This window comes from Acidobacteriota bacterium (assembly GCA_039028635.1).
Taxonomy (GTDB): domain Bacteria; phylum Acidobacteriota; class Thermoanaerobaculia; order Multivoradales; family JBCCEF01; genus JBCCEF01.
The window spans coordinates 64,430-87,288 of record JBCCHV010000005.1 but is presented as its reverse complement, the minus strand read 5'-3'; the positions used below and the strand labels follow the sequence as shown (position 1 = coordinate 87,288).

The 22,859-nt window shown below is 66.3% G+C and carries 25 protein-coding genes; 9 read left to right on the top strand and 16 right to left on the bottom strand.

Annotation, left to right across the window (positions count from 1 at the left end; genetic code table 11):
• Nucleotides 1-204: 204 nt before the first annotated feature.
• Entirely contained in the window at nucleotides 205-1,509 is a 1,305-nt protein-coding gene (locus AAF604_03665; protein MEM7048726.1) for an OmpA family protein, read from the top strand.
• A 76-nt stretch (nucleotides 1,510-1,585) separates the two neighbouring features.
• Here the strand turns inward: AAF604_03665 and AAF604_03660 are convergent, their stop codons facing one another.
• Nucleotides 1,586-2,488 (bottom strand): ABC transporter permease, encoded by a 903-nt coding sequence (locus tag AAF604_03660; protein MEM7048725.1) that lies wholly within the window; start codon nucleotides 2,486-2,488, stop codon nucleotides 1,586-1,588.
• Complete coding sequence (ftsE, locus tag AAF604_03655; protein MEM7048724.1) at nucleotides 2,485-3,243, bottom strand: cell division ATP-binding protein FtsE; 759 nt, start codon at nucleotides 3,241-3,243, stop codon at nucleotides 2,485-2,487. Before ftsE ends, AAF604_03660 begins: the two co-directional genes overlap by 4 nt.
• A 186-nt stretch (nucleotides 3,244-3,429) precedes the next feature.
• Here ftsE and AAF604_03650 point away from each other — a divergent pair, with 186 nt between their 5' ends.
• The 6 genes from AAF604_03650 to AAF604_03625 all read left to right on the top strand — a co-directional run bounded on the left by AAF604_03650 (nucleotide 3,430) and on the right by AAF604_03625 (nucleotide 8,762).
• A complete protein-coding gene (locus AAF604_03650) occupies nucleotides 3,430-4,116 on the top strand; it encodes a polyphenol oxidase family protein (GenBank protein MEM7048723.1) in 687 nt (228 codons plus the stop codon).
• Between the two features lie 288 nt (nucleotides 4,117-4,404).
• Entirely contained in the window at nucleotides 4,405-5,112 is a 708-nt protein-coding gene (locus tag AAF604_03645) for a hypothetical protein (GenBank protein ID MEM7048722.1), read from the top strand.
• A gap of 69 nt (nucleotides 5,113-5,181) precedes the next feature.
• Nucleotides 5,182-6,306, top strand: coding sequence for a histidine kinase (locus AAF604_03640; GenBank protein MEM7048721.1), 1,125 nt, complete (start codon nucleotides 5,182-5,184; stop codon nucleotides 6,304-6,306).
• Nucleotides 6,303-7,079 carry a LytTR family DNA-binding domain-containing protein gene (locus AAF604_03635; GenBank protein ID MEM7048720.1) on the top strand — a complete coding sequence of 259 codons (777 nt, stop codon included), beginning with the start codon at nucleotides 6,303-6,305 and terminating at the stop codon, nucleotides 7,077-7,079. Before AAF604_03640 ends, AAF604_03635 begins: the two co-directional genes overlap by 4 nt.
• 220 nt (nucleotides 7,080-7,299) lie before the next feature.
• Nucleotides 7,300-7,926, top strand: coding sequence for a hypothetical protein (locus tag AAF604_03630; protein ID MEM7048719.1), 627 nt, complete (start codon nucleotides 7,300-7,302; stop codon nucleotides 7,924-7,926).
• Between the two features lie 146 nt (nucleotides 7,927-8,072).
• The gene (locus tag AAF604_03625) at nucleotides 8,073-8,762 is read left to right on the top strand and encodes a hypothetical protein (GenBank protein MEM7048718.1); all 690 of its coding nucleotides are present in this window, start codon (nucleotides 8,073-8,075) and stop codon (nucleotides 8,760-8,762) included.
• A 10-nt stretch (nucleotides 8,763-8,772) separates the two neighbouring features.
• Here the strand turns inward: AAF604_03625 and rlmN are convergent, their stop codons facing one another.
• Nucleotides 8,773-9,909: a 23S rRNA (adenine(2503)-C(2))-methyltransferase RlmN gene (gene rlmN / locus AAF604_03620; protein MEM7048717.1), complete on the bottom strand. Its 1,137-nt coding sequence runs from the start codon at nucleotides 9,907-9,909 to the stop codon at nucleotides 8,773-8,775.
• A gap of 65 nt (nucleotides 9,910-9,974) precedes the next feature.
• Entirely contained in the window at nucleotides 9,975-10,232 is a 258-nt protein-coding gene (locus tag AAF604_03615) for a hypothetical protein (protein ID MEM7048716.1), read from the bottom strand.
• 129 nt (nucleotides 10,233-10,361) lie between these two features.
• Here AAF604_03615 and AAF604_03610 point away from each other — a divergent pair, with 129 nt between their 5' ends.
• Nucleotides 10,362-11,315, top strand: a complete 954-nt coding sequence (locus tag AAF604_03610) for a phosphotransferase (GenBank protein ID MEM7048715.1) — start codon at nucleotides 10,362-10,364, stop codon at nucleotides 11,313-11,315.
• Between the two features lie 97 nt (nucleotides 11,316-11,412).
• Complete coding sequence (gene tatA, locus AAF604_03605; GenBank protein ID MEM7048714.1) at nucleotides 11,413-11,598, top strand: twin-arginine translocase TatA/TatE family subunit; 186 nt, start codon at nucleotides 11,413-11,415, stop codon at nucleotides 11,596-11,598.
• 249 nt (nucleotides 11,599-11,847) lie between these two features.
• Here tatA and AAF604_03600 read toward each other — a convergent pair whose 3' ends face one another.
• The 12 genes from AAF604_03600 to AAF604_03545 form a co-directional block, all read right to left on the bottom strand.
• Complete coding sequence (locus AAF604_03600; GenBank protein MEM7048713.1) at nucleotides 11,848-12,567, bottom strand: lytic transglycosylase domain-containing protein; 720 nt, start codon at nucleotides 12,565-12,567, stop codon at nucleotides 11,848-11,850.
• Nucleotides 12,568-12,763: 196 nt separating this feature from the next.
• Nucleotides 12,764-13,027: a helix-turn-helix domain-containing protein gene (locus AAF604_03595; protein ID MEM7048712.1), complete on the bottom strand. Its 264-nt coding sequence runs from the start codon at nucleotides 13,025-13,027 to the stop codon at nucleotides 12,764-12,766.
• A gap of 97 nt (nucleotides 13,028-13,124) precedes the next feature.
• The gene (locus AAF604_03590) at nucleotides 13,125-14,324 is read right to left on the bottom strand and encodes a LysM peptidoglycan-binding domain-containing protein (GenBank protein MEM7048711.1); all 1,200 of its coding nucleotides are present in this window, start codon (nucleotides 14,322-14,324) and stop codon (nucleotides 13,125-13,127) included.
• Between the two features lie 179 nt (nucleotides 14,325-14,503).
• Nucleotides 14,504-15,364: a tol-pal system protein YbgF gene (gene ybgF, locus AAF604_03585; protein ID MEM7048710.1), complete on the bottom strand. Its 861-nt coding sequence runs from the start codon at nucleotides 15,362-15,364 to the stop codon at nucleotides 14,504-14,506.
• Entirely contained in the window at nucleotides 15,361-16,131 is a 771-nt protein-coding gene (gene bamD, locus AAF604_03580; GenBank protein MEM7048709.1) for an outer membrane protein assembly factor BamD, read from the bottom strand. Before bamD ends, ybgF begins: the two co-directional genes overlap by 4 nt.
• Nucleotides 16,132-16,137: 6 nt before the next feature.
• Nucleotides 16,138-16,803 (bottom strand): ribulose-phosphate 3-epimerase, encoded by a 666-nt coding sequence (rpe, locus tag AAF604_03575; GenBank protein ID MEM7048708.1) that lies wholly within the window; start codon nucleotides 16,801-16,803, stop codon nucleotides 16,138-16,140.
• Nucleotides 16,800-17,567, bottom strand: coding sequence for a PASTA domain-containing protein (locus AAF604_03570; GenBank protein MEM7048707.1), 768 nt, complete (start codon nucleotides 17,565-17,567; stop codon nucleotides 16,800-16,802). The genes rpe and AAF604_03570 overlap by 4 nt, the downstream gene beginning before the upstream one ends.
• Nucleotides 17,568-17,654: 87 nt before the next feature.
• Nucleotides 17,655-18,971 (bottom strand): site-2 protease family protein, encoded by a 1,317-nt coding sequence (locus AAF604_03565; GenBank protein MEM7048706.1) that lies wholly within the window; start codon nucleotides 18,969-18,971, stop codon nucleotides 17,655-17,657.
• Nucleotides 18,972-19,134: 163 nt separating this feature from the next.
• Nucleotides 19,135-19,941, bottom strand: coding sequence for a phosphatidate cytidylyltransferase (locus tag AAF604_03560; GenBank protein MEM7048705.1), 807 nt, complete (start codon nucleotides 19,939-19,941; stop codon nucleotides 19,135-19,137).
• Nucleotides 19,942-19,956: 15 nt separating this feature from the next.
• Nucleotides 19,957-20,760, bottom strand: coding sequence for an isoprenyl transferase (locus tag AAF604_03555; GenBank protein MEM7048704.1), 804 nt, complete (start codon nucleotides 20,758-20,760; stop codon nucleotides 19,957-19,959).
• Between the two features lie 38 nt (nucleotides 20,761-20,798).
• Nucleotides 20,799-21,575, bottom strand: coding sequence for a tRNA pseudouridine(38-40) synthase TruA (gene truA, locus AAF604_03550; protein ID MEM7048703.1), 777 nt, complete (start codon nucleotides 21,573-21,575; stop codon nucleotides 20,799-20,801).
• Nucleotides 21,557-22,852: a hypothetical protein gene (locus AAF604_03545; protein MEM7048702.1), complete on the bottom strand. Its 1,296-nt coding sequence runs from the start codon at nucleotides 22,850-22,852 to the stop codon at nucleotides 21,557-21,559. Before AAF604_03545 ends, truA begins: the two co-directional genes overlap by 19 nt.
• Nucleotides 22,853-22,859: the final 7 nt, after the last annotated feature.

Below are 22,859 nucleotides of genomic sequence, written 5' to 3'. Positions count from 1 at the left end.
ATGCCCGGCCCTGCCTTGGGTCTGCCGCGAGAATTTCACAGAAAGCTGGCATGATCTCCGACATCGAGCTGGGGGGAGTGGTCATATGCTAGGCTGCGGCCTCGTTCTAGCTCTCGATCTTCGCCCCTAACGTCCTTTGAAGAACTAGTCATTTCGGGCGATTTCAGGCCCTGCGGGCCGCCGAACATTTCGGCTGGAGGAACCATGAACCACTGGAAGCAGGGATGGCTGGCCCTCGGCCTGATGGCCGTCATCGCCGCCCCTTCCCTGGCAGGAGAGCAGGCCGTCGCACCGACCGCCACCGGCGAGTCGGGACTCTTTACCCTTCTTTCGGGCAACACGGTGCCCGAGGGAGAGTGGTCTTTCGGCCTCTACTACAACAACTGGGATCGCGTCCTCGAGTTCGACGATCGCGCCGATCTCGACTGGAACCGCCTCAGCGCCAGCGTCGGATACGGCGTCAGCGAGCGCTTCGAGGTCAGCCTTTCCCTTCCCTACGAGGACTTCGATGCCGACAATCCTGGTTTCCAGGACACTTCGGAATCGGGTCTCGGCAACGCTCGCCTGGGGGCCAAGTGGCGCCTCGGTGAGAGCTCCGGCGCGCGTGCCTTTTCGCTCAACGCCTTCGTCGAGCTGCCGACCGGCGATGAAGAGGTCCTGGGGGGCGAGACCGGCTTTGGTGCCGGCGCCAACTGGAGCGTCGACAAGTGGAACTTCAATCTCGGCGTGCGCGTGCCCGGGGATGTCGACGAGGTCGAGCTGTCACCGGAGGTGATCGCCGGTCTCGGCTACGTCGGCACCGTCAACGACCGCATGGACTGGATCACCGAGGTGGTGGGGACCCTGCCGACAGACAGCGACGATGCGATCTTCGAGGAGAGCATCGACGTCGCCACCGGATTCCGTTACTGGTTCGGCGAGTCCGGCAATACGGCTTTCAACTTCGCCATCCGGACCGATCTCCTCCAGCTCAGCGAAACCGATGAGCATTGTCCGATCGGTGGGCTGCTGGGGTTGACCTACCTGCCGCGGATGTTCCGCAAGGCGCCCGAGCCGGAGCCGATTCCGGCCGCCGCGCCGGCCCCGGCCCCGAAGCCCGCGCCGGCGCCGGCTCCGCCACCACCGCCGACTCCGGCCCCGGCTCCGCCGCCACCGCCGGCGCCGCCGGAGGTGATCGAGGAGACCTGTCTGTTCGCGTCCAACAGTGCGCGAGTCGACAATCGCTGCAAGGCGACCCTGGACGAGGTGGCGCTGCGCTTGAAGGACGCCACCGAGGCCGAGACCTTGGTCATCGGCTATACCGACAGCCAGGGGTCCGAGGCGTCGAATCAGCGCATGAGCGAGCGTCGCGCACAGGCGGTCAAGGACTATCTGGTGACCCGCCACGGGATCGATGGCAGCCGCATCGAGATCGAGGGCCGGGGATCGGCGGATCCGGTGGCAGACAACGCCACCGCCGCTGGCCGACGGGACAACCGCCGCGCCGTCGTCCGGATCACCCTGCGGTAAGAGAAGAGCCGGTCGGATCGCGCATCCGCCAGCTCTCGGCGGCGCCCCGCTTCGGCGGGGCGCTTTTTCGTGGTGCCTACTCCTCGCCGCCGAGCTTCTCGCGGCGCAGCGACGCGATCGCCCCCACCAGGCCGGCGATGCCGCCGAGCAGGACCAGCAGGACGAGCGAGCGCCAGCCCAGAAAGTCGGGCGTGAGGACCGCTCCGAGCAGGCTTTCGGAAGCCCTTTGGGAGGTCAGCCGAAACGCCAGATAGAGGCCGCCGACGGCGGTCAGGCCGCCGAACAGGCCTTGGAGGAAGCCCTCGGCATAGAAGGGTCCGCGAATGAAGAACTCGGTGGCGCCCACCAGTCGCATGACGGCGATCTCCTCGCGATAGAGGTAGGCGGTCAGCCGGATCACACTGCCAATGGTGAAGACGGCAGCGCCCAGCAAGACCAGCCCCAGGGTCAAACCGATGCCGCGGATCACCGCCACCACGGCGCCGAGCTGGCGCAGCCAGTCGCGGTCGTCGTCGACCATCGAGACCGCCTCGTGGGCCTCCAGCTCCGCCACCCAGCGACTGAGCTCGGCCGACGGGGCGGTGGGCGAAAAACGTGCCGAGAGCGAGCGCGGGAGGGGTTCCTCGTCCCAGTCCTCGACGATCCCGGCGAGGCTCGGGAAGGTCGTCTGGAAGCGTTCGACGGCCTCTTGTGAGGTGATTTCGTCGATTCCCGTCACCCAGGTCGGTTGGCTGAGCTGTTGCCGCAATGCCGCCACCTGTTCGTCACCGGCATCGGACCGTAGGTAAACGGTGACTCGGGTCTCGTCCTGCCAGCGCAGCACCAGATTCGAGAGATTGGTGCTGACCAACAGGAAGGTGCCGCCGATGAACAGGCTGACGGCGATGGTGAACACCGCCAACAGGCTGACCTTCCAGGAGCGCCGCAGGCTCGTGAAGGCCTCGCGCAGAAAATAGCCGAGGGCTTTCTGGATCTTCACGGAGCGCTGGACCCGAGCTCCGGAGGCTCTTCGTCGGGGTCGAACAAGGGCATGGCCTCGAGCGCTTCGATATCCGGCGGGTCGATGCCGTCGATCTTCTCGTCGGACGCCAGGCGGCCGGCCTCGAGGGTCAGGATGCGGCCGCCCATGGCGCGAATGATCTCGCGGTTGTGGGTCGCGATCAGCAGGGTCGTGCCGCGCAGGTTGATCTGGCGGAAGAGACGTAGGATCTCGCGCGCCAATTCGCCGTCGAGATTTCCGGTCGGTTCGTCGGCGATCAGGATCTCCGGTTCGTTGATCAACGCCCGGGCGATCGCGACGCGCTGCTGCTCGCCGCCGGAGAGCTCGAGGGGAAAGGCTTGCGAGCGATGGGCCAGCCCGACCCGGCGCAGGGCCTGGTAGGCGAGCCGCTTCTGCACTCGCGGCGCCAGGCCCAGGATGCGCGGCAGGTAGGTGATGTTCTCAAACACCGTCTTGCGGGCGATGAGTCGGAAGTCCTGGAAGACGACGCCCACGGAGCGGCGCAGGTAGGGCACCTTGCTGCGCGGGATCGACGCCACGTTGCGGCCGTTGACCAGGATCTGTCCGTCGCTCGGCATCTCCTCCCGGAAGATGAGCTTGAGAAGCGTCGTCTTGCCGGCGCCGCTCGGACCGGTGAGGAAGGTGAACTCGCCTTTCGGAAGCTCGAAGCTGACATCGTCGAGGGCCTTCTGACCGCCGCGATAACGCTTGCTGACGTGAAAGAACTGGATCACGAGCTTCTCCCGCGGCGAGCGGTAGCTCGCTTCCTCGACCGCTCCCCTTTGGCCCGCCGCGTCATGGGCCTAGTCTAGCCCGAACTCAGCCTTGAGTTCGCCTGGTGGCGAGCCGGGGAGGTGGACCCTCGAGACAGCCTTCCGAGGACTGCCTTCAGGCTAGAATCTCGCCGTGGAGATTGCGCCTTGATCGTCGGACCCGTGCTCGAGGAACCCGCCGGCTGGGTGTGGCGCGACTCCGTTGGGGATGTCGAAGTCCGCTTCACCGGCAAGGGTGGAAGCTCACGGGCCGACCACCTGCTGAGCGCCTGGGGTGATGGTGCAGTGCCCTCCGAGGCTTCCTGGTGTACCCAGATCCACTCTGCCGAGGTGCTCTCGGCGCGCCCCGGCAATGCCGGTCGGGGGGACGCTCTCCATAGCGATCATCGTGGTCTCGCCCTGTCCGTCGTCACCGCCGACTGCGTTCCGATTCTGCTGGCCTCGGAGTCGAGGTTGGCGGCCATCCACGCCGGTTGGCGCGGCATCGTCCAGGGGGTGGTGCCTGCCGGCGTCGAGGCCTTGGTCGGCCGAGTCGGCGGCACGGGATTGCGCGCTTGGGTCGGGCCGGCCATCGGGAGCTGCTGCTACGAGGTCGATGAGGACGTCGCCGAGCAGGTGGTGTCGGCGAGCGATTCGGGGGTGCTTGCTCAGGGGCCGCGAGGCAAGCCCCACGTCGACCTCCCATGGGCCGTGCTGTGGCAGTTGCGGGAGGCCGGCGTCGAGGAGATTCGGCCGGTACCGCTCTGTACCCGCTGTGAAGTCGACTGGCTGTGGAGCTACCGCCGCGAAGGTGCCGGCGCCGGCCGCAATCATGCCGTGATCTGGCGTCGGTGAAGGACGGTCGGCCCGATTGGCACACCGCCGTCCGCGGATGAGGGCGGCGGCGATTTCGGGCTGAGAGTTCCTGGCCCCGTTGCGTCGTCGGGTCGAGTCTTCGGCTTTCGGCGCTGAGCCCCTCCCGGGGTCCGCGCTCCTGCAGGCCCACGCCATGATCCGAGGTTGGGTGCGGTTCACGGCACCTCAGTGGCGATTCACACCAACTCGAGTCCTCCAGCGCGAGCCTTCTCGTAGAGTTCGTCCGTACCCGGTCAATGGGTGCCAGAACGTTTCGGAGGAAGAATCATGGATGAAAGATCACCTTGGATCCTGGCTGTTCTATTGGCGATCCTCCTGTCCGGGGTCGGGTCGACTCTGGGGGCTGACGAAGGTCTGCCGAAGGCTCTGGCGGCGGCGGTGGAGGAGCACGAGAGTGGGGCCCCAGACGCTGCGGCCGAGCTGGCTTTGGTCGACCGCCTGGCGAAGCTCGGCGAGGAAACGGACTCGGCCTGGCTGCCCGACTTCTGGGCCTCCTACCTCCTCAGTCAAGTGGTCATGCGCCACTCCGAGGACCGCGCAGAGCGCATCGCTCGGGCGCAGACTCATCTCGATCGGGCGCGACAGCGGGCGGCCAGCGAGTCGGCTGCGACGCGAGCCGACGTCCTGGCTCTGCAAAGTCTGATTCACAGCTTCGCGCTCGGTGGTATCGAGGATGAAGGAGAGCGCGACCGGGTGCAGAAGAAGGCCGAGTCGGCCCTCGAGGAGGCCCTGGCGCTGGCTCCGGAAAGCCCCGTCGTGATGGTGCATGCCGGGACGGACCTGATCAAGGAGGGGCAGAAGGAGGGCGACTGGGCGCAGTTGATCGGTGGTCATGCTCTACTGCGTCAGGCCCTCGAGATCTTCGAGTCGGATCCCAGGCCACGGGGCCTGACGACCCACTACAACAGCGAGTGGGTGCGACCCTGGTCCGACTGGGTGTATCGCATGTATGCCGGTGGCTTCGCCGTTGAGTAGATGACTGGAGGATCTGAGGCCGTGGGCCTCTCGCCGGGGCCGGGCCCTCTTTCGAAGAGCCGCGCTGTCATGAAGCCGAATCCGAGCTCCAGCTCAGTGCCGCGTTCTGCCGGCGTCGCCGGTCGTGGGCGGCTTCTGGTCGCTGGAGTCGTTGCTTGGTTCGGGCTCTCTGGGTTGGCGGCGGTGCACACGATGATTCGGGCTCGGGTGACCGGCCAGGAGCCCCTGGCCGGTCTCGATGCCTATGTTCGGCAGCTTTCCTTCTGGGTTCCCCTGGCTTTGGTTGCAGTTGCCGTCTGGTTCTTCGTGCGGCGCTGGCCGCTCGATCGTCGTCATCCGCTTCGCAGTGGGCTTCAGCATGGGCTCGCCGCTTGCGGCGCCCTGGTCGCTCTCATTTCGCTTGCGGCGCTCGCTTCACTCTGGCTTCGCGGCCAGGGGTTCTCCTGGCGTGGCCTGGCTCATGAGGTCGAGCTTCACCTCCTGTTGAGCTTCCACCTCTGGTTTTTCTGCGTCGTTGCGCTGATGGCGAGTGCCCAGGCACTGGAGCTCCTCTGGAGCCAGCGGCGCCGTGAGCGCCAGTCACTCCTCTTGCGGGAGAGTCTGTGGGAGGCGCGTTTGTCGAATCTCGAAGCCCAGCTTCGACCTCACTTTCTGTTCAATGCGCTGCACTCGATCTCCAGTCTGGTCGATGAGGATCCCGATCGGGCTCGAGACGTCATTGTGGCCTTGGGGGATCTCCTGCGATTCAGCCTCAGACGACCGGCCGATCACGAGGTGACCCTGGGCGACGAGCTGGCTGGTCTCGATCTCTATCTCGCGATCGAGCGGGTGCGCTTCCAAGATCGCCTCGAGTTCGAGCGCTCGGTCGAGCCAAGCGCGTTGCGAGCTCTGGTTCCGCAGCTCCTCCTCCAGCCGTTGGTCGAGAACGCCATCCGGCACGGGGTCGCCCAGCATCCCGGGGCCGGGCGAATCAGCCTTTCGGCGGCAGTTCGCGACTCGAGGGTCGAGATCAGGATCGCCAATGACGGCTCCCTACCGGTGGCCGGGCACAGCGAAGGTATCGGCCTCGGAAACACGCGCCAGCGGCTCGACTTTCTCTACGGGGCGGCGGCGACCTTGAGCCTCGCGGCACGTTCTCCGCGAGGCGCCGAAGTGTTGGTCACTTTGCCCTTTCGAGAGAAAGGCAGCCAGTGACCCGACTTCGTGTGCTGATCGTCGATGACGAACCCCTCGCCCGGCGTCGGCTGCTTCGTCTGCTCACGGAGCGCGACAATGTCGAGGTGATCGGCGAGTGTAGCGATGGCCGGGAGGCACTTCAGGCCTTCTTTCGGCAGCGGCCGGATCTGGTCTTTCTCGATGTTCAGATGCCCGGGCTCGACGGCATCGCGCTGATCGAAGAAGCTGGCCTGCATTCTTCGACCGCCATCGTGTTCGTGACCGCCTTCGATCGCTATGCCCTCGAGGCCTTTGAGCATCAGGCGGTCGACTTTCTGCTCAAGCCGTTCTCCAACGAGCGCTTCGAGCGCGCGCTGTCGCGGGCGATCGAGCGCTTGCGTCAGCGCGATGTCGAGAAGCTGAATCAGCGCCTGGTGCGCGCCCTGGAGGGCCTCGAGGAAGGCCGACCAGCCGACACCCCGCTCGCCGGACGCATTCCCGTTCGCACCCGCGGCAAGGTTCGCTTCGTCCACTATGACGAGATCGAATGGGTCGAAGCCGCCGGCTCCTACGTGCGGCTCCACGGTAGGGAGCGAAGCTGGCTAGCTCGCGGGACGATGAAAAGTCTCGAGGCTCAGTTCCCGGAGGGAAAGTTCTTGCGCGTCCATCGTTCGGCGATCGTGCGCCTCGATGACGTTGCCGAGCTCGCGCCCACGACCCATGGCGATCTAGTCCTGACGATGCGTAGCGGAGCGCGCGTGCGGCTTGGTCGAACCTACCGCGAGCGCGCGGTGGCCCGTCTGCGAGAGTGACTGCGGAGGAACCACCGATCTTCGGACGCCGAGCTGAGGACTGAGGCTAGCCGGCGGCGCCCCCTCAAGGCTGGCTTGGCCGAATCTTTGCGCTACTTGGCGTAAATACCTCTCTACCCTCCTGATTCTTCGTGCCAGGCTTTCACTGCGTCTGAAAAAGCCCTTCGCGACAGAAGGGCCCGTGGTCTGCCGACGGGGACTAGGAGGTGAGATGGGGCGAGTGATCTCGAAAGCTTGGTTGGGTCTTTTTCTTTTGCTGCCGGTGTCCTTCCTCGTTGCCGACGAGCCGGCAAGAGGCTCTTGGACGGAGCTTGCTCCCGGCGTCTGGCATCGGAACCTGGACGACGGCCAAGTGCAGGTCCAGGCGAGTGGCCGGGAGTCTCTCGCCCAGCTCGTGGCCACTCTGCGTTCGCGCTCCCTGACGGACGACTCGAACCGCGACCTGATCCTTCGGCTCGAGCGGCACTTGGCCCTGGCACCGGTGGCGCTGGAGCCCTCCATCTGCAACCCCGCCTTTCAGCTCAAGACGAGCGCGAGTCGCGAGGAAATTCTGGCCTATGCCTCCTACTACGACGAGAACGAGGCTTGTCCGCCCTGCGAGATCATTGTCTCCTGCTCGATCAATCGGCGCTGCGGAGCGGTGAACAAGAGCTCCAGTTTGTCCCGAAGTGACTTCGGGACGGATCTCGCGGACAGACTCCTGCACTACACCTCACCGGACCCGAGCCCCCATCACGATCGCGGCGCGAACGTAGCTCGGGCTTCGATCCTCTGCCCGGCCGCGAACTGGTTTGTCGGAAATTTCTCCGAGACAGAGTTTACGAACCCCGATTCCTACTGCGACTAGTCTGGATTCTCACCCACTTCGTCGCGAGAAAGCCGGGTTGGAGCGATCCACGGCTCGAAAGTGGGTGGCCGATGGTCTGGCATTCGGCGGGGTCGTGGTTCCGCGCTGCCGAATGACGGCGATCCATCTTGCCCGAGGAGGTTTTGATGAAACCAAGAGTCGAGCTGTGGTTTGTGTTTTTCCTCTTGATCTCGATCCCCGCTGCCCTGTCGAGTCAAGACTCCTTGGAGTCCCGAACCTGGTTCGAGCGCAGTCCCGGACTGTTTTCCGGGGGTTGGGATAGCGGTGCCCGCTGGACTCGCGCCGAGGGCGAGGTGGGCTTGGCCAATCTGATTGCCGAGCTGCGGTCCGAAGGGGTTTCCTCGCAGCAAGGCGAAGCTCGATTCGACGCCCGGGCGGAAGAGTATCGGCGCCTCGCCGAGGAGCTCGAGCAGGTTCTCTTTCGCTGGCGGAGGGCGAGTCAGCCGGAGGCGACGTGCGATCTCGAGTTCATGGCTCAGACTGGGATCGACCGAACCTCCTGCGGTGGTCGACTCGATGTCGATGTGTCGATCCACGGTGTCGGCTCGGACTGTAGGCCCTGCTGGGTCGCCGTCCAGACCGGCTGGTCGGCGGAGTGTGGTACCCAGACTCAGAGCTTCTCGAGGCTGTGTACGACCACCGGGAGCCTGGACTTCGAGTGCCACATCAGCGACGAAGCGCCTCGTGAGTGGGACAGCCTCTACATGTGGGTCCATACCTGGATCGTGTGCGACGGCGGCACGCCTTCCGTGCACCTCATCCAGGAAGACTACGAGCGTTCCGAAGGGCCGAGCAGCTGCGGTAGCTGTTCGTAGCGCCTGAGGACTAACCCGGCTGCTCGGAGGCGTCGTCTCGGCGCTCTCGATGGCCCAGGAAGCCCTCGCCGAGGGCGCGGCGGGCGAATCCCTTGGGCTCGCGGCTGGGGGCCCGGAGCTGGCCGCAGGCGGCGCTGACGTCGTCCCCCCGCTGTCGCCGCACGGTGGTCACCAGGCGATGACCCTTGAGCCGGCGGTGAAAGCCGTCGATGCGCTGTCGCGAGGGCGGCTGGAGATCGTCTCCGAGCACCGGATCCGGGTTCATCGGAATCAGGTTGACCTTCGCCGGCAACCCCCGCAGCAGGCGAGCCAAGCGGTCCGCATGGGCGTCCGAATCGTTGATGCCGCGCAGCAGGATGTACTCGAAGGTCAGCTTGCGGCCCTTCTCCACCGGAAAGCGCCGCAAGGCCGCCATCAGATCCGCCAGCGGGTGGGTGCGGTTGATCGGCATGATCCGGCTGCGCAGATCGTGGTCCGCGGCATGCAGCGAAATCGCCAGGTTGGGTCGATCCGGCCACTGCGCCATCGCGTCGATGGCCGGCACGATGCCGGACGTCGACACGGTGATGCGGCGCAGCGAGATGTCTTGCCGCAGGATCTCGAGGGCAGTGCGGACGTTGTCGAGGTTGAGCAGCGGCTCACCCATGCCCATGAACACCAGATTGAGGCTGTCCGGGAGCTCGCCATCGCGGCACACCCGGCGCACCTGGCCAACGATCTCGCCGCTGGTCAGGTTGCGGCCGGCGCCCCAGAAGCCGGTGACGCAGAAGCTGCAGGCCAGCGCGCAGCCGGCCTGGCTCGAGATGCACAGGGTGTGACGCTCTCCGTCGGGAATGTCGACCGCTTCGATGGTCGCGCCATCGACCAGGTCGAGCAGGTATTTGACCGTCCCGTCGCCGGCCCGGTGTTTCTCTTGGATCGCCGGCAGTCCGATGCGGTAGCGCTCCGCCAGCTCCTGGCGCAGGTTCTTCGGCAGGCTGCTCATGGCACCGAAGTCCTCGGCTCCCTGCTGGTGCAACGCCTGGTAGATCTGCCGCGCCCGAAACGGTCGATCGATCCACGGCGCCAGGGTTTCCTCCAGCCTGGAGAGGGGAAGGCCGAGGAGGTCCGGGGGCGGGGGGGCGCGATGCGCCGTGGGCTTGGTCACCAAAGGCTCCTGCAGGGACTCGGAAGGCTGCCGGCTTCGGGGCCGGGCTGCCATCGGCTCGCCGTTCAGCCGCTGCGGCGGCTACGGCGTCGGCGGGTCGGATCGATTCCGATCGAGCGCAGGAACACGAGATCCTTGCTGTTGATCCGAAACTCCGGATCATCGGAAGTGATCGGCCGGCGAGGCACCGTGTCGTCCGTCTCTTCGTTGTCGAGCAACAGGTAGAGCGAGTAGCCCCGATCGCGAATATCGCGCAGACGCTGACTGGCTTCGGAGGAGTCTGAAATGGCCTCCGAAAGGGCGCGACCGAAGTCGCGAAGCATCTTGCGCAGAGTCTGATCCAGGGTTCGTTCCTTCCTGTGGGACGCGTGACCAGTGCCTCGAGTGCCGGCATTATCGCCCCCGTCTCGATAGAGTGTCAAACCGTCGAAAGGCCATGCTAGCCTGGGGGGATGAGCCCGCAAGACGGCCTCGATCGCGCGCTTCTGGCAACCTGGCTCGGGTCCGTCGGCAAGCTCGAGGAGGTCTCGACGCTGGCCGGTGATGTCGGCCTGCGACGCTACTACCGCTTGTCCCTCGGGGGCTTCGGTAGCGCCGTTCTGGCCACCTATCCGCAGGCTTTGCAGGGCTCCTATCGGCGTTTCGAGCGCACCACCGACATCTTCGAGGGCCTCGGAATCCGAGTTCCTCGTATCCTGCTTCGAGAGCCCCGGCAACGCTGGATGCTGCTCGAAGATCTCGGACCCCGAACGGTCTACGATCTTCCCTTCCGATGGGACGTGCTCGAGCCCTACTACCGCGATGCTCTCGCCATCGTCGAACGCATCGCGACCTTGCCTCGGGAGGCGGTGGCGGGCCTCTCGGAGCCGCTCGATCGTTCGCTCCTCGAACGCGAGCTGAACCAGACCCTGGAGGTCTTCTTGCAGCCCGCAGGGCTGCTCGACGGGGGCGACCACCGGCGGTCGGTGGAGCTGGCCTTCTCGAAGCTGTGCGATGCCCTGGCTGGCGACGAGGTCGCTGCCTGTCACCGCGACTTCATGGTGCGCAACCTGGTGCCCTTGGCGGGGGGCCGGGTGGCGGTGCTGGACCATCAGGATCTGCGGCTGGGGCCGGCCGAGTACGATTCCGCTTCGCTGCTCAACGACAGCTTTTTCCCCGAGTTCGGGAGCGATCTCTACGGACCGCGGAGTCACACCGCCGCCTTTCATCGCGCCGCCGCGCAGCGAACTCTCAAGGCCGTCGGAACCTATGCCGCCTTCGCCCGCCGCGGCAACGATCGCCACTTGGGACTGATTCCTCGCACCTTGGAGCGGGCCTGCGACCACCTCGCAGCATGGCCCGAGACCGCTGGGTTCGCCGCTCGCGTGCGTGCTCCGTGGGCCGTGGCCGCGGCGGCCTTCTGCTAAACTGGAGTTCTGGGCGGGCTCGTTCGCCCTCCAGAGACTGGCCTCCAGCGGAGGTCGTGACCAACGAGTCGAGACTCGAAACCAGGAAGCCAAAGCCATGGGACCGTTAGGTTTTCAAGAGCTATTGATCGTGCTGTTCATCTTGGTGCTGCTCTTCGGGGCCACCAAGCTGCCCCAGATCGGTCGTGGGCTCGGCGAAGGGATTCGCAACTTCAAGCGGGGAGTTCGGGAGCCCGAGCCGGACAAGATCGAAGACGGCGACGAGGCTGCCAAGTCGCGCTGAAGGCGCCCCGCCGCAAGGCGCGGCGAGCGCCTTGCCAAGAACCTCAGGGCGCTCTTCCCCAGGGCGCCATTCGGCGCCCGTGAGAGGTGAGCCGCGAGCGGTCGCCTGCATTCCGGTTGTTTCAGCTGCAGATAGCGACTCGCGGGCTCTTATGCCAGCCCTCGTTTGCCGCCTCTGGATGGCAGGATCATCGAGAGGCGGGGACGCCCGCCGCAGAGCGCTGCCCCTCGCTGCCAGCTCATTCTGAAATCAGCGCAGTACCAGCAGGTCGGAGGCGCCGGTGTCGTCCCACACGCCGCGGTGGATGTCGACGTAGGTCGAGATCACCTTGGCGACATAGTTCTGGGTCTCGCGGAAGGGCGGAATGCCGCCGTATCGGCGAACGTTGCCGGGACCGGCGTTGTAGGCCGCCAGGGCGAGCTCCAGATCGCCGTCATAGGAGTTGAGCAGGCTGCGCATGTAGCGGCTACCGACGTCCAGGTTGATGCGCGGGTCTTCGAGCTCCGTCGACTGATAGAGCGTGCCCGTGGCGGGCATCACCTGCATCAGGCCGACGGCACCGACCGGCGATACGGCGCCGGGCCGGAATCCCGATTCGACCTGCACCATGGCGGCGACCAACAGGCTGTCGAGCTCGTAGCGCTCGGCCGCTTCGACGATCTCGCTGCCGAAGGGCATCTGCTCGAGGTAGCGGTGGTTGTCTTCTTTGGCGTTGTAGCTGCGGAAGACCTCGAAGGTCTGAGGCTGAGCCACCACCGCGGTGCGGACGTCGTTCGGGCTCATCGCCTGCAGGCTGCCCTGGTCCGAGTCGTCGAGCCAGAGGGACAGCTCATCGAGGATCGCCACCTCTTCCGGGTTGGGCAGCGCTTCGAGGCCGTCCTGCAGAGGGGGCTCGGAGCTGACCGAGGTCAGAAGAAAGAAGAACGTCGCCAGGGTGGCCAGCGCCGTTCTGAGTGAGAACCGGTTCATGACTTGCTTCCTTTGAAAATCCCATCGAGGCGTGCGACCTTCTCGGAGAGTAGGCGTGCAGGTGGGGTCGAATGTTTCCTCGATAGACCAATCCCGCTCCGAGCGCCTTGGCCTCGGGCGGGTGCGATTCCTTCAGGAGATTGGAATTAGCAGATTTGGTGCCAGGTCACCCCGCAGGGGACCTGGAAAGGGCCCTTCAGCTCTTGTCGGAGGCCTGCTGGGGCGCCGCCGAGCGCGCGTTGTTCACGCCGATCCCGAGATTCGAGACTTTGTTGCGCAGGGTGTTGCGATGCACCCCGAGGCTGCGCGCAGAACGGCAGATATTACCGCCGTTTGAGCGCAGCGAGGCGACGATGAACTGGCGCTCGAACTCGCGTCGAGCTTGGGCCAGGGTCATGCCCCGGTCAACCAATTCATCGACGATTTGGTTCAGGCGGCGGTTGAGGCTTGGCTGCTTCACGTTCGAATTTTTCTCGCGACGAGGGCTCGTCAGGATAGCACAACGGGAAGGGCCCAGGTGAGGGTAATCCTGACGCCCTCGGGCGTCAGGATGGCACCTATTTCAGCTCCAGCCGGTCACCCGGGTAGACGGTGTAGCGGGAGGTCAGGATCTTGCCCACGGAGGAGCGGCTGTGGACGCTCAAGATCGCCACTTCGCCGAGCACCACCGGCGGTAGGTTGTCGCGGTTGAGGCGATAGATGGTGTAGATGTCGCCGGGCACCAGGTCGGCGTTCTCGCCGCGGTCGATGAAGACCACGCTGTCTTCGCCGAGAGTGATCAGGTTGTGATCGCCAGCCAGAATCACCGGCGCGTCGGCGAGCTCCTCGGGCCGTGGAGGCAGGTTGACGGGGCGCATGCGGGTGCGCCGGCCGAGGGGAACCGGCTCGACTTCGTGCAGCTTGAGCTGGGCTCCGACCACCACCGGAGCGCAGGTGTGGGAGACCTCGGCGATGGCCGTGTCTTCCTGAACCGACAGCACTCGCACCCGCCCAAGGTAGTTGTACTGTCGGCCGAACATCTTGTTGTCGATCGGGTGGCGAATCTTGGGGCCCTCGCCGATCGCGGTGTAGACCTGTCCCGGAGACATGCCGCCGGCGCGACCGCCATCGAGATAGATGATGTCGCCGTTCATCATGCCGACCTTGACCGTGTCGGTGCCGTAGAGGCCCTTGTAGCTCGCCGCCGCAGTGCCGCCGAGGTTCTCGAGGCTGGGGGAGAGAGCCTGGAACTCGGAGCCGATGATGCGGTAGGGGAACTGCTCGTTGAGCTCGCCCACGAAGCCGGTGCAGTCGATGTCCGACTCGCCGCCCAGGGGGCCCGGCGCGGAGGCCGCCGAGTCGGCGGAAAGGAAGTCGCCGACGTCTTCGCCGAAGCTGTCATCGGCGCCACCGGCTCCCTCACCGAGGCCCTCGCTCAGGGTGTCGGCGGTGGTCACTTCGACGGTCACCACCAGGGGATCGCCGGGATAGATCCAGTGAGCATCGAGAATGTACTGATTCTGTTCCCAGATCTGTGGCCACAGGTAGGGATCGCCGTAGAAGCGAGTGGCCAGGTCCCACAGCGTGTCGCCGCGCTCGATGATGTAGACCTCGGCGCCTTCCGGCGGCACCGGAGGGTTCCAAGCGGTCCAGTGATCGCCGACCTTCTGGAGGTTGCGGGGGGGCGGCCCATCGGCCAGGCAGACACTCGCCAACGTCAGGGTACATCCCATCGCCAGGGCGAGACCCGAGAGCAACACGAACGGACGCTTGTACATGGCAAAACTCCCCCCGACACCGCAAAGCGTGTGTAAGGCTATAGCGAGATCACTATGGCACCGTACATCGCTTCGGAGTGCAGTGTCAAGAATTTAGGCCGCAAAACCTCAAGTGCTACTTTAACCTATCAGAGTCGATTTCGCGAGCTGACGGGCCGCGCTCGGGAGAGACCGCGCCCCTAAGGAAGACGCTCGATCCGTTCTTCGGCGACCACCGATGCGGCACTGGTGGGGAACTGCCGCACCACCTCTCGATAGGTGGTGCGAGCGCCGTTGACGTCGCCCAGGCGCTCGAGGCACTGTCCCGCCTTGAGCAGCGCATCCGGCACTTTGTTGCCTTCCGGAAAGCGACTGACGGTCTCGCGGAAGGCCGCCAGAGCCCCACGCAGGTCGCCGCGAGCAAAGCGCGCTTCACCGATCCAGTACTGAGCGTTGTCCGCCAAGCTCGATCCTGGGCTCGCCGCCAGGAACCGTTGGAAGCTGGCCTCGGCGTCGCGATAGCGGCTCTGGTGGTACCGGGCGTAGCCCTCGTCGTAGAGCTCCTGGGCCTCGGCCTGGACCGGCTGCTCGACCGCGGTTGCCGGCGGGGGGGCGGCGGTGCGCGGCGGCGGGCTGGCCTCGACTACCGGCCGCGCTGGCGGCGCCGGCGCCGGTCGCTCGATCTCGATCTCCGGGAGATCCTCGCCTTCGAGGGTCTCCTCTTCGATGTTTCCCGCCGCCACCGGCGGTGCCGGGGAAGCGACCGCCGGCCGCGTTGGTGGTGGCTCCGGTCGTGACCTCGGCGGCGCGACTTCCCGCGAGCTCTCGGCGGCGCGCGGGCGCTCGCCGGCGGTACTGTTGTCGAGGCGGCTCTCGAGCCGTGCGACCTGCTGGCGCAGTCGCTCCAGCTCGATTTCGCTGACCGCCGCTTTGCGCTGCAGCTCGAGCACCCGGGCCTTGAGCTCGGCAACGTCGTCGACGGGGCGAGCCGATGGCCCCTTGGCCGAGGTACAAGCCCCGGTCAGCAGCCCGACGGCGACGATCGCGGCCAGCGCTCTCATGAGTTGTCCTTCTGCTTCGGGATCTCGGCGATCCACTCGCTTTCCGGGAACTGTTGTCGCAGCAGCTCGAAGGTCTCCTCGGCTTTGCCGGCGTGCTCTTCGCGGAAGCTCAGGCCATAGGCCTTCGCAAGGTGGAACAGCACCTTGTCGCGCTGGCTGTACTCCGGGTAGCTCGCCAACAGCCCTTTGAAGCGCTCGATGGCGGCCAACGGGATGGGGCGGCGCAGATAGTAGTTGCCGACCACGAACTCGTGCTCGGCGAGGTTGTCGAGGACCCGGACGATCTGGGTGCGGGCCTCGGCCGTGTAGTCGCTCGTCGGGTAGAGGCGAATCAGCTCGCGGTAGGCCTGCAGAGCCTTCTCGGTGGCGGATTGATCGCGATCCGGCTTCTCCATCCGCTCGGCCAGGCTGTTGGCGATCTGGTACTGCGCGTAGGCCGCCAGGTTGCTGGTCGGAAAGCGATTCAGGAAGTCTCGGTACTTCGATTCGGACTGGATGTAATTGAGCACACCGCCGTCGAGATAGAAGCTGTCGGCGAGCAAGAGCAGCGCTTCGCGACCGCTCAGGGAGTTGGGCTCGACCTCGAAGGCGTGGGAGAGGTAGCGCCGGGCGCGAGAGAACTTCTCCTCGGCCATCAGGCGCTTGCCCTCGTCGAGAGATTCCTGGGCGGCGAGGCGCAGGATGGGATCTTCCTTGACGCCGCTGCGACAGGCCGTGGCCGGCAGACACAGCAGGACGACGGCGAGCATGAGGGTCAGACGGTTCATGGGGACTTACTCCGAGGGAGAATTCTGGGATCGCTCGCGCAGCTCGTGGATGGCTGCCACCGGGTCCGGGGTGCCGAAGATGGCCGAGCCGGCGACGGCGATCTCGATTCCGGCGGCCTTCGCCGGTCCGATGGTATCGCGGTCGATGCCGCCATCGATCGAGATCACCACATCGAGCTCCCGTTCCGCCAGCCGACGACGCAGTCGCCGGCTCTTGTCGAGGACACCGGGGATGAATGCTTGGCCGCCGAATCCCGGGTTGACGGACATCAGCAGGACGAAGTCGAGATCTCCGAGGATGTCATCGAGGAGCTCGATCGGCGTTGCCGGGTTGAGAGCCACCCCGGCGGCGGCGCCTTGACCCTGGATGCGATCGATCACCCGGTGGAGATGGCGGCAGGCCTCCCAGTGCACGGCGACGGCGGTCGAGCCGGCCGCCAGGTACTCGTCGAGCAGGCGGCCCGGCTGCTCCACCATCAGGTGGACGTCGAGGGGGATCTCGGTGCGGCGTCGCAGTGCTTCGATGACCGGAATGCCGAAGGTCAAGTTGGGCACGAAGTGGCCGTCCATCACGTCGACGTGAATCAGGTCGGCGGCGCCCTTTTCGCAAATGGCGAGGGCGCCGGCCAGATCCGCGAGATCGGCGGCGAGCAGGGAGGGAGCGATCTTCATAGGTCCTCTTCGGTGGCGGCTGCGGGCGGCGTCGCGACCACCAGGGAAATGGCCTCGCGCCGGGTCAAGGGGTGTCCGGCGAGGGGGAACTGACGCAGGATGGCTCCATCCCGAGCGCCTTCGTAGGTCTCGAACTTGACGCTGCCGAGACGAAACTTGCGGTTTTCGAAGAAGCGGCGCACGGTCTCGTAGTCACGGTAGACCAGATCCGGCATGATGTAGCGCTCCGCCGAGCCGCCGAGAGACAGCAGGGCGTCGACGGTCGCTCCCGGCGGCACTACCTCGCCGGTGGCCGGAGCCTGCTCGACCACCGTGCCGGGCTCGAGGGTGGGCTCGTACACCCGCAGCGTCCGACCGAGGGCGAGGCCCGAATTGGCGAGGGCGACCTGAGCCGATTGCAGGGACTGACCGCGCAGGCTGGGCACTTGCGTCTTCTGGGGGCCGAGGGAAAGGACGAGCTGCACCGTGCTGCCGCGCTTCACCAGGGTGCGGGCCCGGGGCTGCTGTTCGACGACGTGTCCAGCGGCGATGGCGCCATCGAAGCGCGCCGACTCCTCGAGCACTCGGGCGCTCAACCCGTGATCGGCGAGCAGGTCGATGGCGGTCTGGCGCGGCAGGCCCGCGAGATCTGGAGCGGCGGTGGCGCCACTGCGCACGAAGGCGTTGAAGGACAGGTAGGCGGCGAGCAGGAAAACCCCCGCCAGGGCGCCCACGTAGGCGAGCCTGCCGAGGATCCGGAGGGCCTTTGCGAGCACCGGCGACATCGCTTTCATCTTAGCAGGGTGCCGAGAAACGCCGCGCTGCCGCTCGCGGCCATCGGGTGGCGGTCTCGAGCGGCTCCGAGAGCTCCGTCAGGAGCCCCCGAAGGGCAGGTTCTTGGCCAGGTCGAAGTAGATCACCGTCACCGTCAAGAGCATGATCAGCACGAATCCGACCTGGGCGACGATTTCCTTGAAGCGCAGCGAGAGGTCACGGCGCAGCACGCTCTCGACCAACAGGATAGTGATCTGGCCGCCGTCGAGGATCGGGATCGGCAGCAGGTTGACCAGGGCGATGCTGATACTCAGCAAGCCCATCAGGTGGAGCAGGTTCTTGAAGCCGGTCTGGGCCGCTTGACCGCTCTGCACGGCGATCTCGATGGGCCCCGCCAGGGCGCCCTTGGCGGACAGCCGACGCTTGAAGATGCGGTCGAGGACGACGAAGGTCTGCTGCACGATCTGGAGGTTGTAGCGGCAGCTCTGGACCACCGCGTCGACCAGCCCGTAGCGCTGATAGAAGCCCAGGCCGACGCCGATGAGACCACGCCCTTGATCGTCCGTTTTCGGCGTGACGCGCAGCTCCACCGGGCGTTGCTTGCGCAGCACGCCCAGCACGACCTCGGTTTCGGCGTGGGCCGCGATGTGGTCGGCGAAGGATTTGCCGTCGTTGACCGGTCGGCCGTCGACGCTGGTGAGCTGATCGCCGACCTCGAGGCCGCCGCGGGCGGCGGGGCTGTCTTTTTCGACCCGGGTGATGCTCGGGCGTACCGACGGGTAGAGGCCGGCGAGGTCGCCGATCTCGTACTTGTCGAGGCGATTGGGGGTGACCGCGGCCTGCAGCGTTCGGCCTTGACGCTCGAGAGTGAGCTCGACGGCACGATCCGGCGAGGTCAGCAGGGCGAGGGAGACCTGGGCCCAGCGCTCGACCGGCTCGCCGTCGACGGCGAGCACCCGGTCGCCTCGCTGCAAGCCTGCTTCTTCGGCCGAGGAACCCTCGATCACTCCTCCGATCACGGCCTCGATGTCGGGCAGGTCGGAGGTCGTCGTACCGACCATGAAAACGCCGGCGATCAGGGCGATGGCCAGCACCACGTTCATCGCCGGACCCGCCAGGTAGACCAGAATGCGCTGCCAGCGCGGCTTGGCGAGAAACTCCCGTGGATCGCCGGTGGCTTCGTCCGGCATCTCGCCGCCGAGCTTGACGTAGCCGCCGAGGGGGATCAGGGAGACCCGGTAATCGGTCTCGCCACGACGGAACCCCCACAGACGCTTGCCGAAGCCGAGGGAGAAGGTGTGCACTCGGACGTTGAAAGCCTTGGCCACCAGCAGATGTCCCGCTTCGTGAACGAAGATGATCACGCCGAGGGCGAAGGGGAAAGCGAACAGCATGTAGAGGAAGTCGTTGAACATGGCCGAGCCTCGAGTGCGAGGGGTATTGGTCAGGGCCCGCTGGCCCTCTGATGTCTTCTTACGCTCAGCGGCGTGTCGAGATCCACCGTGCGGAGCTTTCAGTGCCGCAACAAGCCGGGAGCTGCCGACATTCCTCCCACCGCCGGGGCGATTTTAGCGTCTTCTACGGCAGCAGTGCCTCGATACCGAGCCATTGGGCGCCGAGCCATAGCACCGGCAGGCCGAAGAGCAGCCCGTCGATGCGGTCGTAGGCGCCGCCATGGCCCGGTAACAGGGTGCCGGAGTCCTTGATGCCGGAGCCGCGCTTGAACATCGACTCCACCAGGTCTCCGAGCTGGGCGGCGATGGAGGTGACGGCGGCGAGGCCGATCAGCGGCCAGCGGATCTCCTCGAAGCGACCGAGGCTCCACAGGGCGGTCACCAGGAGGGCGACGGCGAGGCCGCCGAAGGCGCCCTCCCAGCTCTTGTTCGGGCTCACCCGCGGGGCCAGCTTTCGGCGCCCGAAGGCGCGTCCGAAGTAGTAGGCCCCGGTGTCCCCGAGGAACACGATGGCGAAGCCCAGAAAGACCACCCAGGAGTCGAACTGCCGCAGGCGAAAACAGACCAGCATTGGGACAGCGAAATAGAGCGTTCCGAAGGTCAGGGCGCCGACGCCGGCGAGGGCCTTGGAGAGGTCCGAGCGCTCGAACAGCACCAAGCAGGCGGGCACCAACACCAGGCCGACGGCCAAGGAAAAAACCACCCGTGGGTGCTGTGGACCGACCGCCAGAGCGGCGGCGGCCAAGGGAATCAGAATCGGCAGCAGGGCGAGAACGCCTCGGCCGCCGGCAGGGCGAGCGATGCGGCCGAACTCCCAGGCGGCGAGGCTGATGCCGAGAACGATGATCGCCATGAAGACCTGCCAGGGCCCCCAGAACATAGAGGCCACGAATGGCGGTGCGAGCACCGCGGCGGTCAGGAGGCGCTGCATGGGTGGGGCGCGGACCTAGCGGCGACCGGAAGCCTGGCTTTCGGGGGACTCGGAATCCTTGACGGCGCCGAATCGGCGATCCCGGCTCTGAAAGTCGAGGATGGCTTCGAAGAGATGGCGGCGCCGGAAATCGGGCCATAGGGTTTCGGTGACCCAGATCTCGGAGTACGCAATCTGCCAGAGCAGGAAGTTGCTGACCCGCATCTCGCCGGAGGTGCGGATCAACAGGTCCGGGTCCGGTTGACCCGACGTGTAGAGATAGCGGCCGAGGGTTTCCTCGTCGATATCGGCCGGCTTGCCGGCGGCCCAGTCGGTGACGATGCGGCGGCAGGCATCGACGATCTCGCAGCGGCCGGAGTAGTTGAGGGCGATGTTGAGGCACATGCGATCGCCGTCCTGGGTGGCCTCGAGGGCACCTTCGAGGACGTTGATCACCGAGGGGTCGAGCTCCCGCCAGCGGCCCAGCACCTGCAGTCGAATGCGGTTCTTGACCAGCGTGTCGAGCTCCCGCCGAACGTACTCCTTCAGCAGGTTCATCAGCGTCCAGACCTCGAAGCGCGGCCGCTTCCAGTTCTCGACCGAAAAGGCGTAGAGGGTGAGGACCTCGAAGTCGAGGCGGGCGGCCGCCTCGACGGTGTCGCGGACCGACGCGATGCCGGCGCGGTGACCCTCGACCCGTGGCATATTGCGACCCCGAGCCCAGCGACCATTGCCGTCCATGATGATACCGACATGGCGCGGAAGCCGTTCGAGATCGAGCCGCCGGACGAGGAGCTCTTCCGGCGATCCGGGCTCGGCGAGTGTAGAGAGATCGATCATCGCCGTTGGGACACTAAAAAATTACCACCGTAGGGACGCTAAGTTACCATATCGTCAGGTTTCATCGGGCTCCATGGTGGTTCGTAGAAAACCCCCATCAGGCACAAGCCGTGGGCCGGGGCCGTAGGTCCTCCAGCGCTCCTCGGTCGGCCCTCGAGGAGCGCCGCAAAGGAGTCCGGAGAGCGCCGTCCGAGGCCGACGTCGAGCTGCGTACCGACGAGGCTGCGGACCATACCCCGAAGGAAGCCGTCGCCGCAAACTCGGAAAACCAGCTCCCTCCCGTTCTCCAGCCAGTCTGCCTGCCAAATGTGGCGAAACGGTTGCTGGTGGGAGCCGCCAGCAAGGGCGAAGGCGGTGAAATCGTGGCGCCCGACGAGGGCGGCGGCGGCGCGACGCAAGCGCGTGAGGTCGATTTCCGGCCGTACCGGAACCGCGAAGGGAGCATCGAGGGGCGACAAGATCCGGCCGCGGATCAGGCGATATCGGTACTCCTTGCCGGCGGCGTGGCGCTGGGCGTGGAATCCGTCCGGCATCCGGTCCGCCGCCAGGACACGTATATCTGCCGGTAGGTGGCGGTTGGTGCCGTGAATCAGGCCGCCGGTGGCGAAGGGCTCTTCGAGCTGCAGATGCGCCGCCTGGCCGCGGGCGTGCACCCCGGCGTCCGTGCGGCTGGCGCCGTGAACCGTGATCGGTCGCTCGAGGAGCTCGCCGAGGGCGGTCTCGACCATCTCCTGAACGGTGCGGCCGTTGGCCTGCCGTTGCCAGCCGTGGTAGGCGCCGCCGCGATAGGAGAGGGTCAGCCGGTAGACGACCATCGGCGATGGATCTCGAGCAGGAAGAAGGGGCCCCAGATGGCGGCGAACAGCCATGGCATCAGGGGAAGGTTCGAGAATTGGGGCAGATAGCTCAGCGGTAGCAGAGCGCTCAACAGCAGCCAGGAGTGCCGGCGGAGGAGGGCTGCCCACGGCATCATCCAGGTGATGTACCAGGGATAGAACGTGGCCGAACAGAGCAGCAGCGCTGCAAACAGCTCCGCCGTCCCGCGCACCGGGTCCGGGCGTCGCCAGGAGCGCCACACCGCGAGTCCCATCAGCAGCGCCAGCAGGGTTTTGGCGATGAGCTTGGGATAAATCCACGGGTAGAGCCGATTCCAACCTTCGTGATGACCCGTTCCTGCCTTGACCAGGTCGAGCAGGTGGTGCAACCCGGCCGCTACGCCGAGCCGGTCGACGAGGCGCCACAGAGGTTCGAAGAGGGGACCGTTGAACTCCCACGACACGCCGTAGGTGAGCCAACCCGGGGGTGGTCCGCCGGTGGCCAGGAGCACCGGTGCGAAGGCCACCAGGGACGTGCCGCCGGCGAGCAGCACGAAGCGCCACGGGCGGCCACTCTGGCGACCCCACATGGGCACCGCTGCCACCGGCGCGAGCTTGGCCAGGATGCCGGCGGCGGCCGCCAGGGGCGCCGCCCGGCCGTCGCGGCGCGGGCCGACGAGGGCGGCGACGACCGCCACCGTGGCGGCGACCCCGAGGGCGTCGATATGTCCCATGCCGGCGGATTCCAGGGCCAGCAAGGGGTTCCAGGCGAACAGCACGACGCGAGCCACCGGCCAGTGCCGTCGTCGGGCGATGGCGATCAGCCCCCAGGCGGCGAGCAGATCGGCACCGGCGAGGGCGCCTTTCAAGACTTGCTGAGAGGCCGGCAGGCGTGCAGCTATACTGAACAGGCCGACGGCGAGGGGCGGGTAGACGGTCGGAACCTGGCGATGGGGAAGGGCTTGCCAGAGGTCGTCCCGCAGGGGCGCGAGCTCGGCAGCCTCCGGTGCCAGGGCGTAAGGGTTCTGGCCGGCGGCGGCGACGCGACCGTCCCAGAGGTAGCGCAGGATGTCGTCGGAGAGCGTCGGCGGCAAGGTCAGCAGCGGCAGTCGCATCAGCAAGGCGATGCCGAGCAGGGCCACGGTCGGCGCGTGCACCGCTTCGAGGCGACGCCCGATCCACAACAGACCGCAGGTCCCTGCCGTGAGCAGGAAGACGGTCCAGGAGAGGTGTTGCTCGAGGTTCCGCAGGACCGCCAGCGTCGCGCAGAGGGCCACCAGGGGT

Excerpts from the sequence above, each read along its gene's own strand:
- AAF604_03665 (MEM7048726.1), top strand. The coding sequence starts at position 205 with ATGAACCACTGGAAGCAGGGATGGCTGGCCCTCGGCCTGATGGCCGTC.
- AAF604_03645 (MEM7048722.1), top strand. The coding sequence starts at position 4,405 with ATGGATGAAAGATCACCTTGGATCCTGGCTGTTCTATTGGCGATCCTC.
- AAF604_03640 (MEM7048721.1), top strand. The coding sequence starts at position 5,182 with ATGAAGCCGAATCCGAGCTCCAGCTCAGTGCCGCGTTCTGCCGGCGTC.
- AAF604_03625 (MEM7048718.1), top strand. The coding sequence starts at position 8,073 with ATGAAACCAAGAGTCGAGCTGTGGTTTGTGTTTTTCCTCTTGATCTCG.
- AAF604_03615 (MEM7048716.1), bottom strand. The coding sequence starts at position 10,232 with ATGCTTCGCGACTTCGGTCGCGCCCTTTCGGAGGCCATTTCAGACTCC.
- AAF604_03610 (MEM7048715.1), top strand. The coding sequence starts at position 10,362 with ATGAGCCCGCAAGACGGCCTCGATCGCGCGCTTCTGGCAACCTGGCTC.
- tatA (MEM7048714.1), top strand. The coding sequence starts at position 11,413 with ATGGGACCGTTAGGTTTTCAAGAGCTATTGATCGTGCTGTTCATCTTG.
- AAF604_03600 (MEM7048713.1), bottom strand. The coding sequence starts at position 12,567 with ATGAACCGGTTCTCACTCAGAACGGCGCTGGCCACCCTGGCGACGTTC.
- AAF604_03590 (MEM7048711.1), bottom strand. The coding sequence starts at position 14,324 with ATGTACAAGCGTCCGTTCGTGTTGCTCTCGGGTCTCGCCCTGGCGATG.
- ybgF (MEM7048710.1), bottom strand. The coding sequence starts at position 15,364 with ATGAGAGCGCTGGCCGCGATCGTCGCCGTCGGGCTGCTGACCGGGGCT.
- bamD (MEM7048709.1), bottom strand. The coding sequence starts at position 16,131 with ATGAACCGTCTGACCCTCATGCTCGCCGTCGTCCTGCTGTGTCTGCCG.
- rpe (MEM7048708.1), bottom strand. The coding sequence starts at position 16,803 with ATGAAGATCGCTCCCTCCCTGCTCGCCGCCGATCTCGCGGATCTGGCC.
- AAF604_03570 (MEM7048707.1), bottom strand. The coding sequence starts at position 17,567 with ATGTCGCCGGTGCTCGCAAAGGCCCTCCGGATCCTCGGCAGGCTCGCC.
- AAF604_03565 (MEM7048706.1), bottom strand. The coding sequence starts at position 18,971 with ATGTTCAACGACTTCCTCTACATGCTGTTCGCTTTCCCCTTCGCCCTC.
- AAF604_03560 (MEM7048705.1), bottom strand. The coding sequence starts at position 19,941 with ATGCAGCGCCTCCTGACCGCCGCGGTGCTCGCACCGCCATTCGTGGCC.
- AAF604_03555 (MEM7048704.1), bottom strand. The coding sequence starts at position 20,760 with ATGATCGATCTCTCTACACTCGCCGAGCCCGGATCGCCGGAAGAGCTC.
- truA (MEM7048703.1), bottom strand. The coding sequence starts at position 21,575 with ATGGTCGTCTACCGGCTGACCCTCTCCTATCGCGGCGGCGCCTACCAC.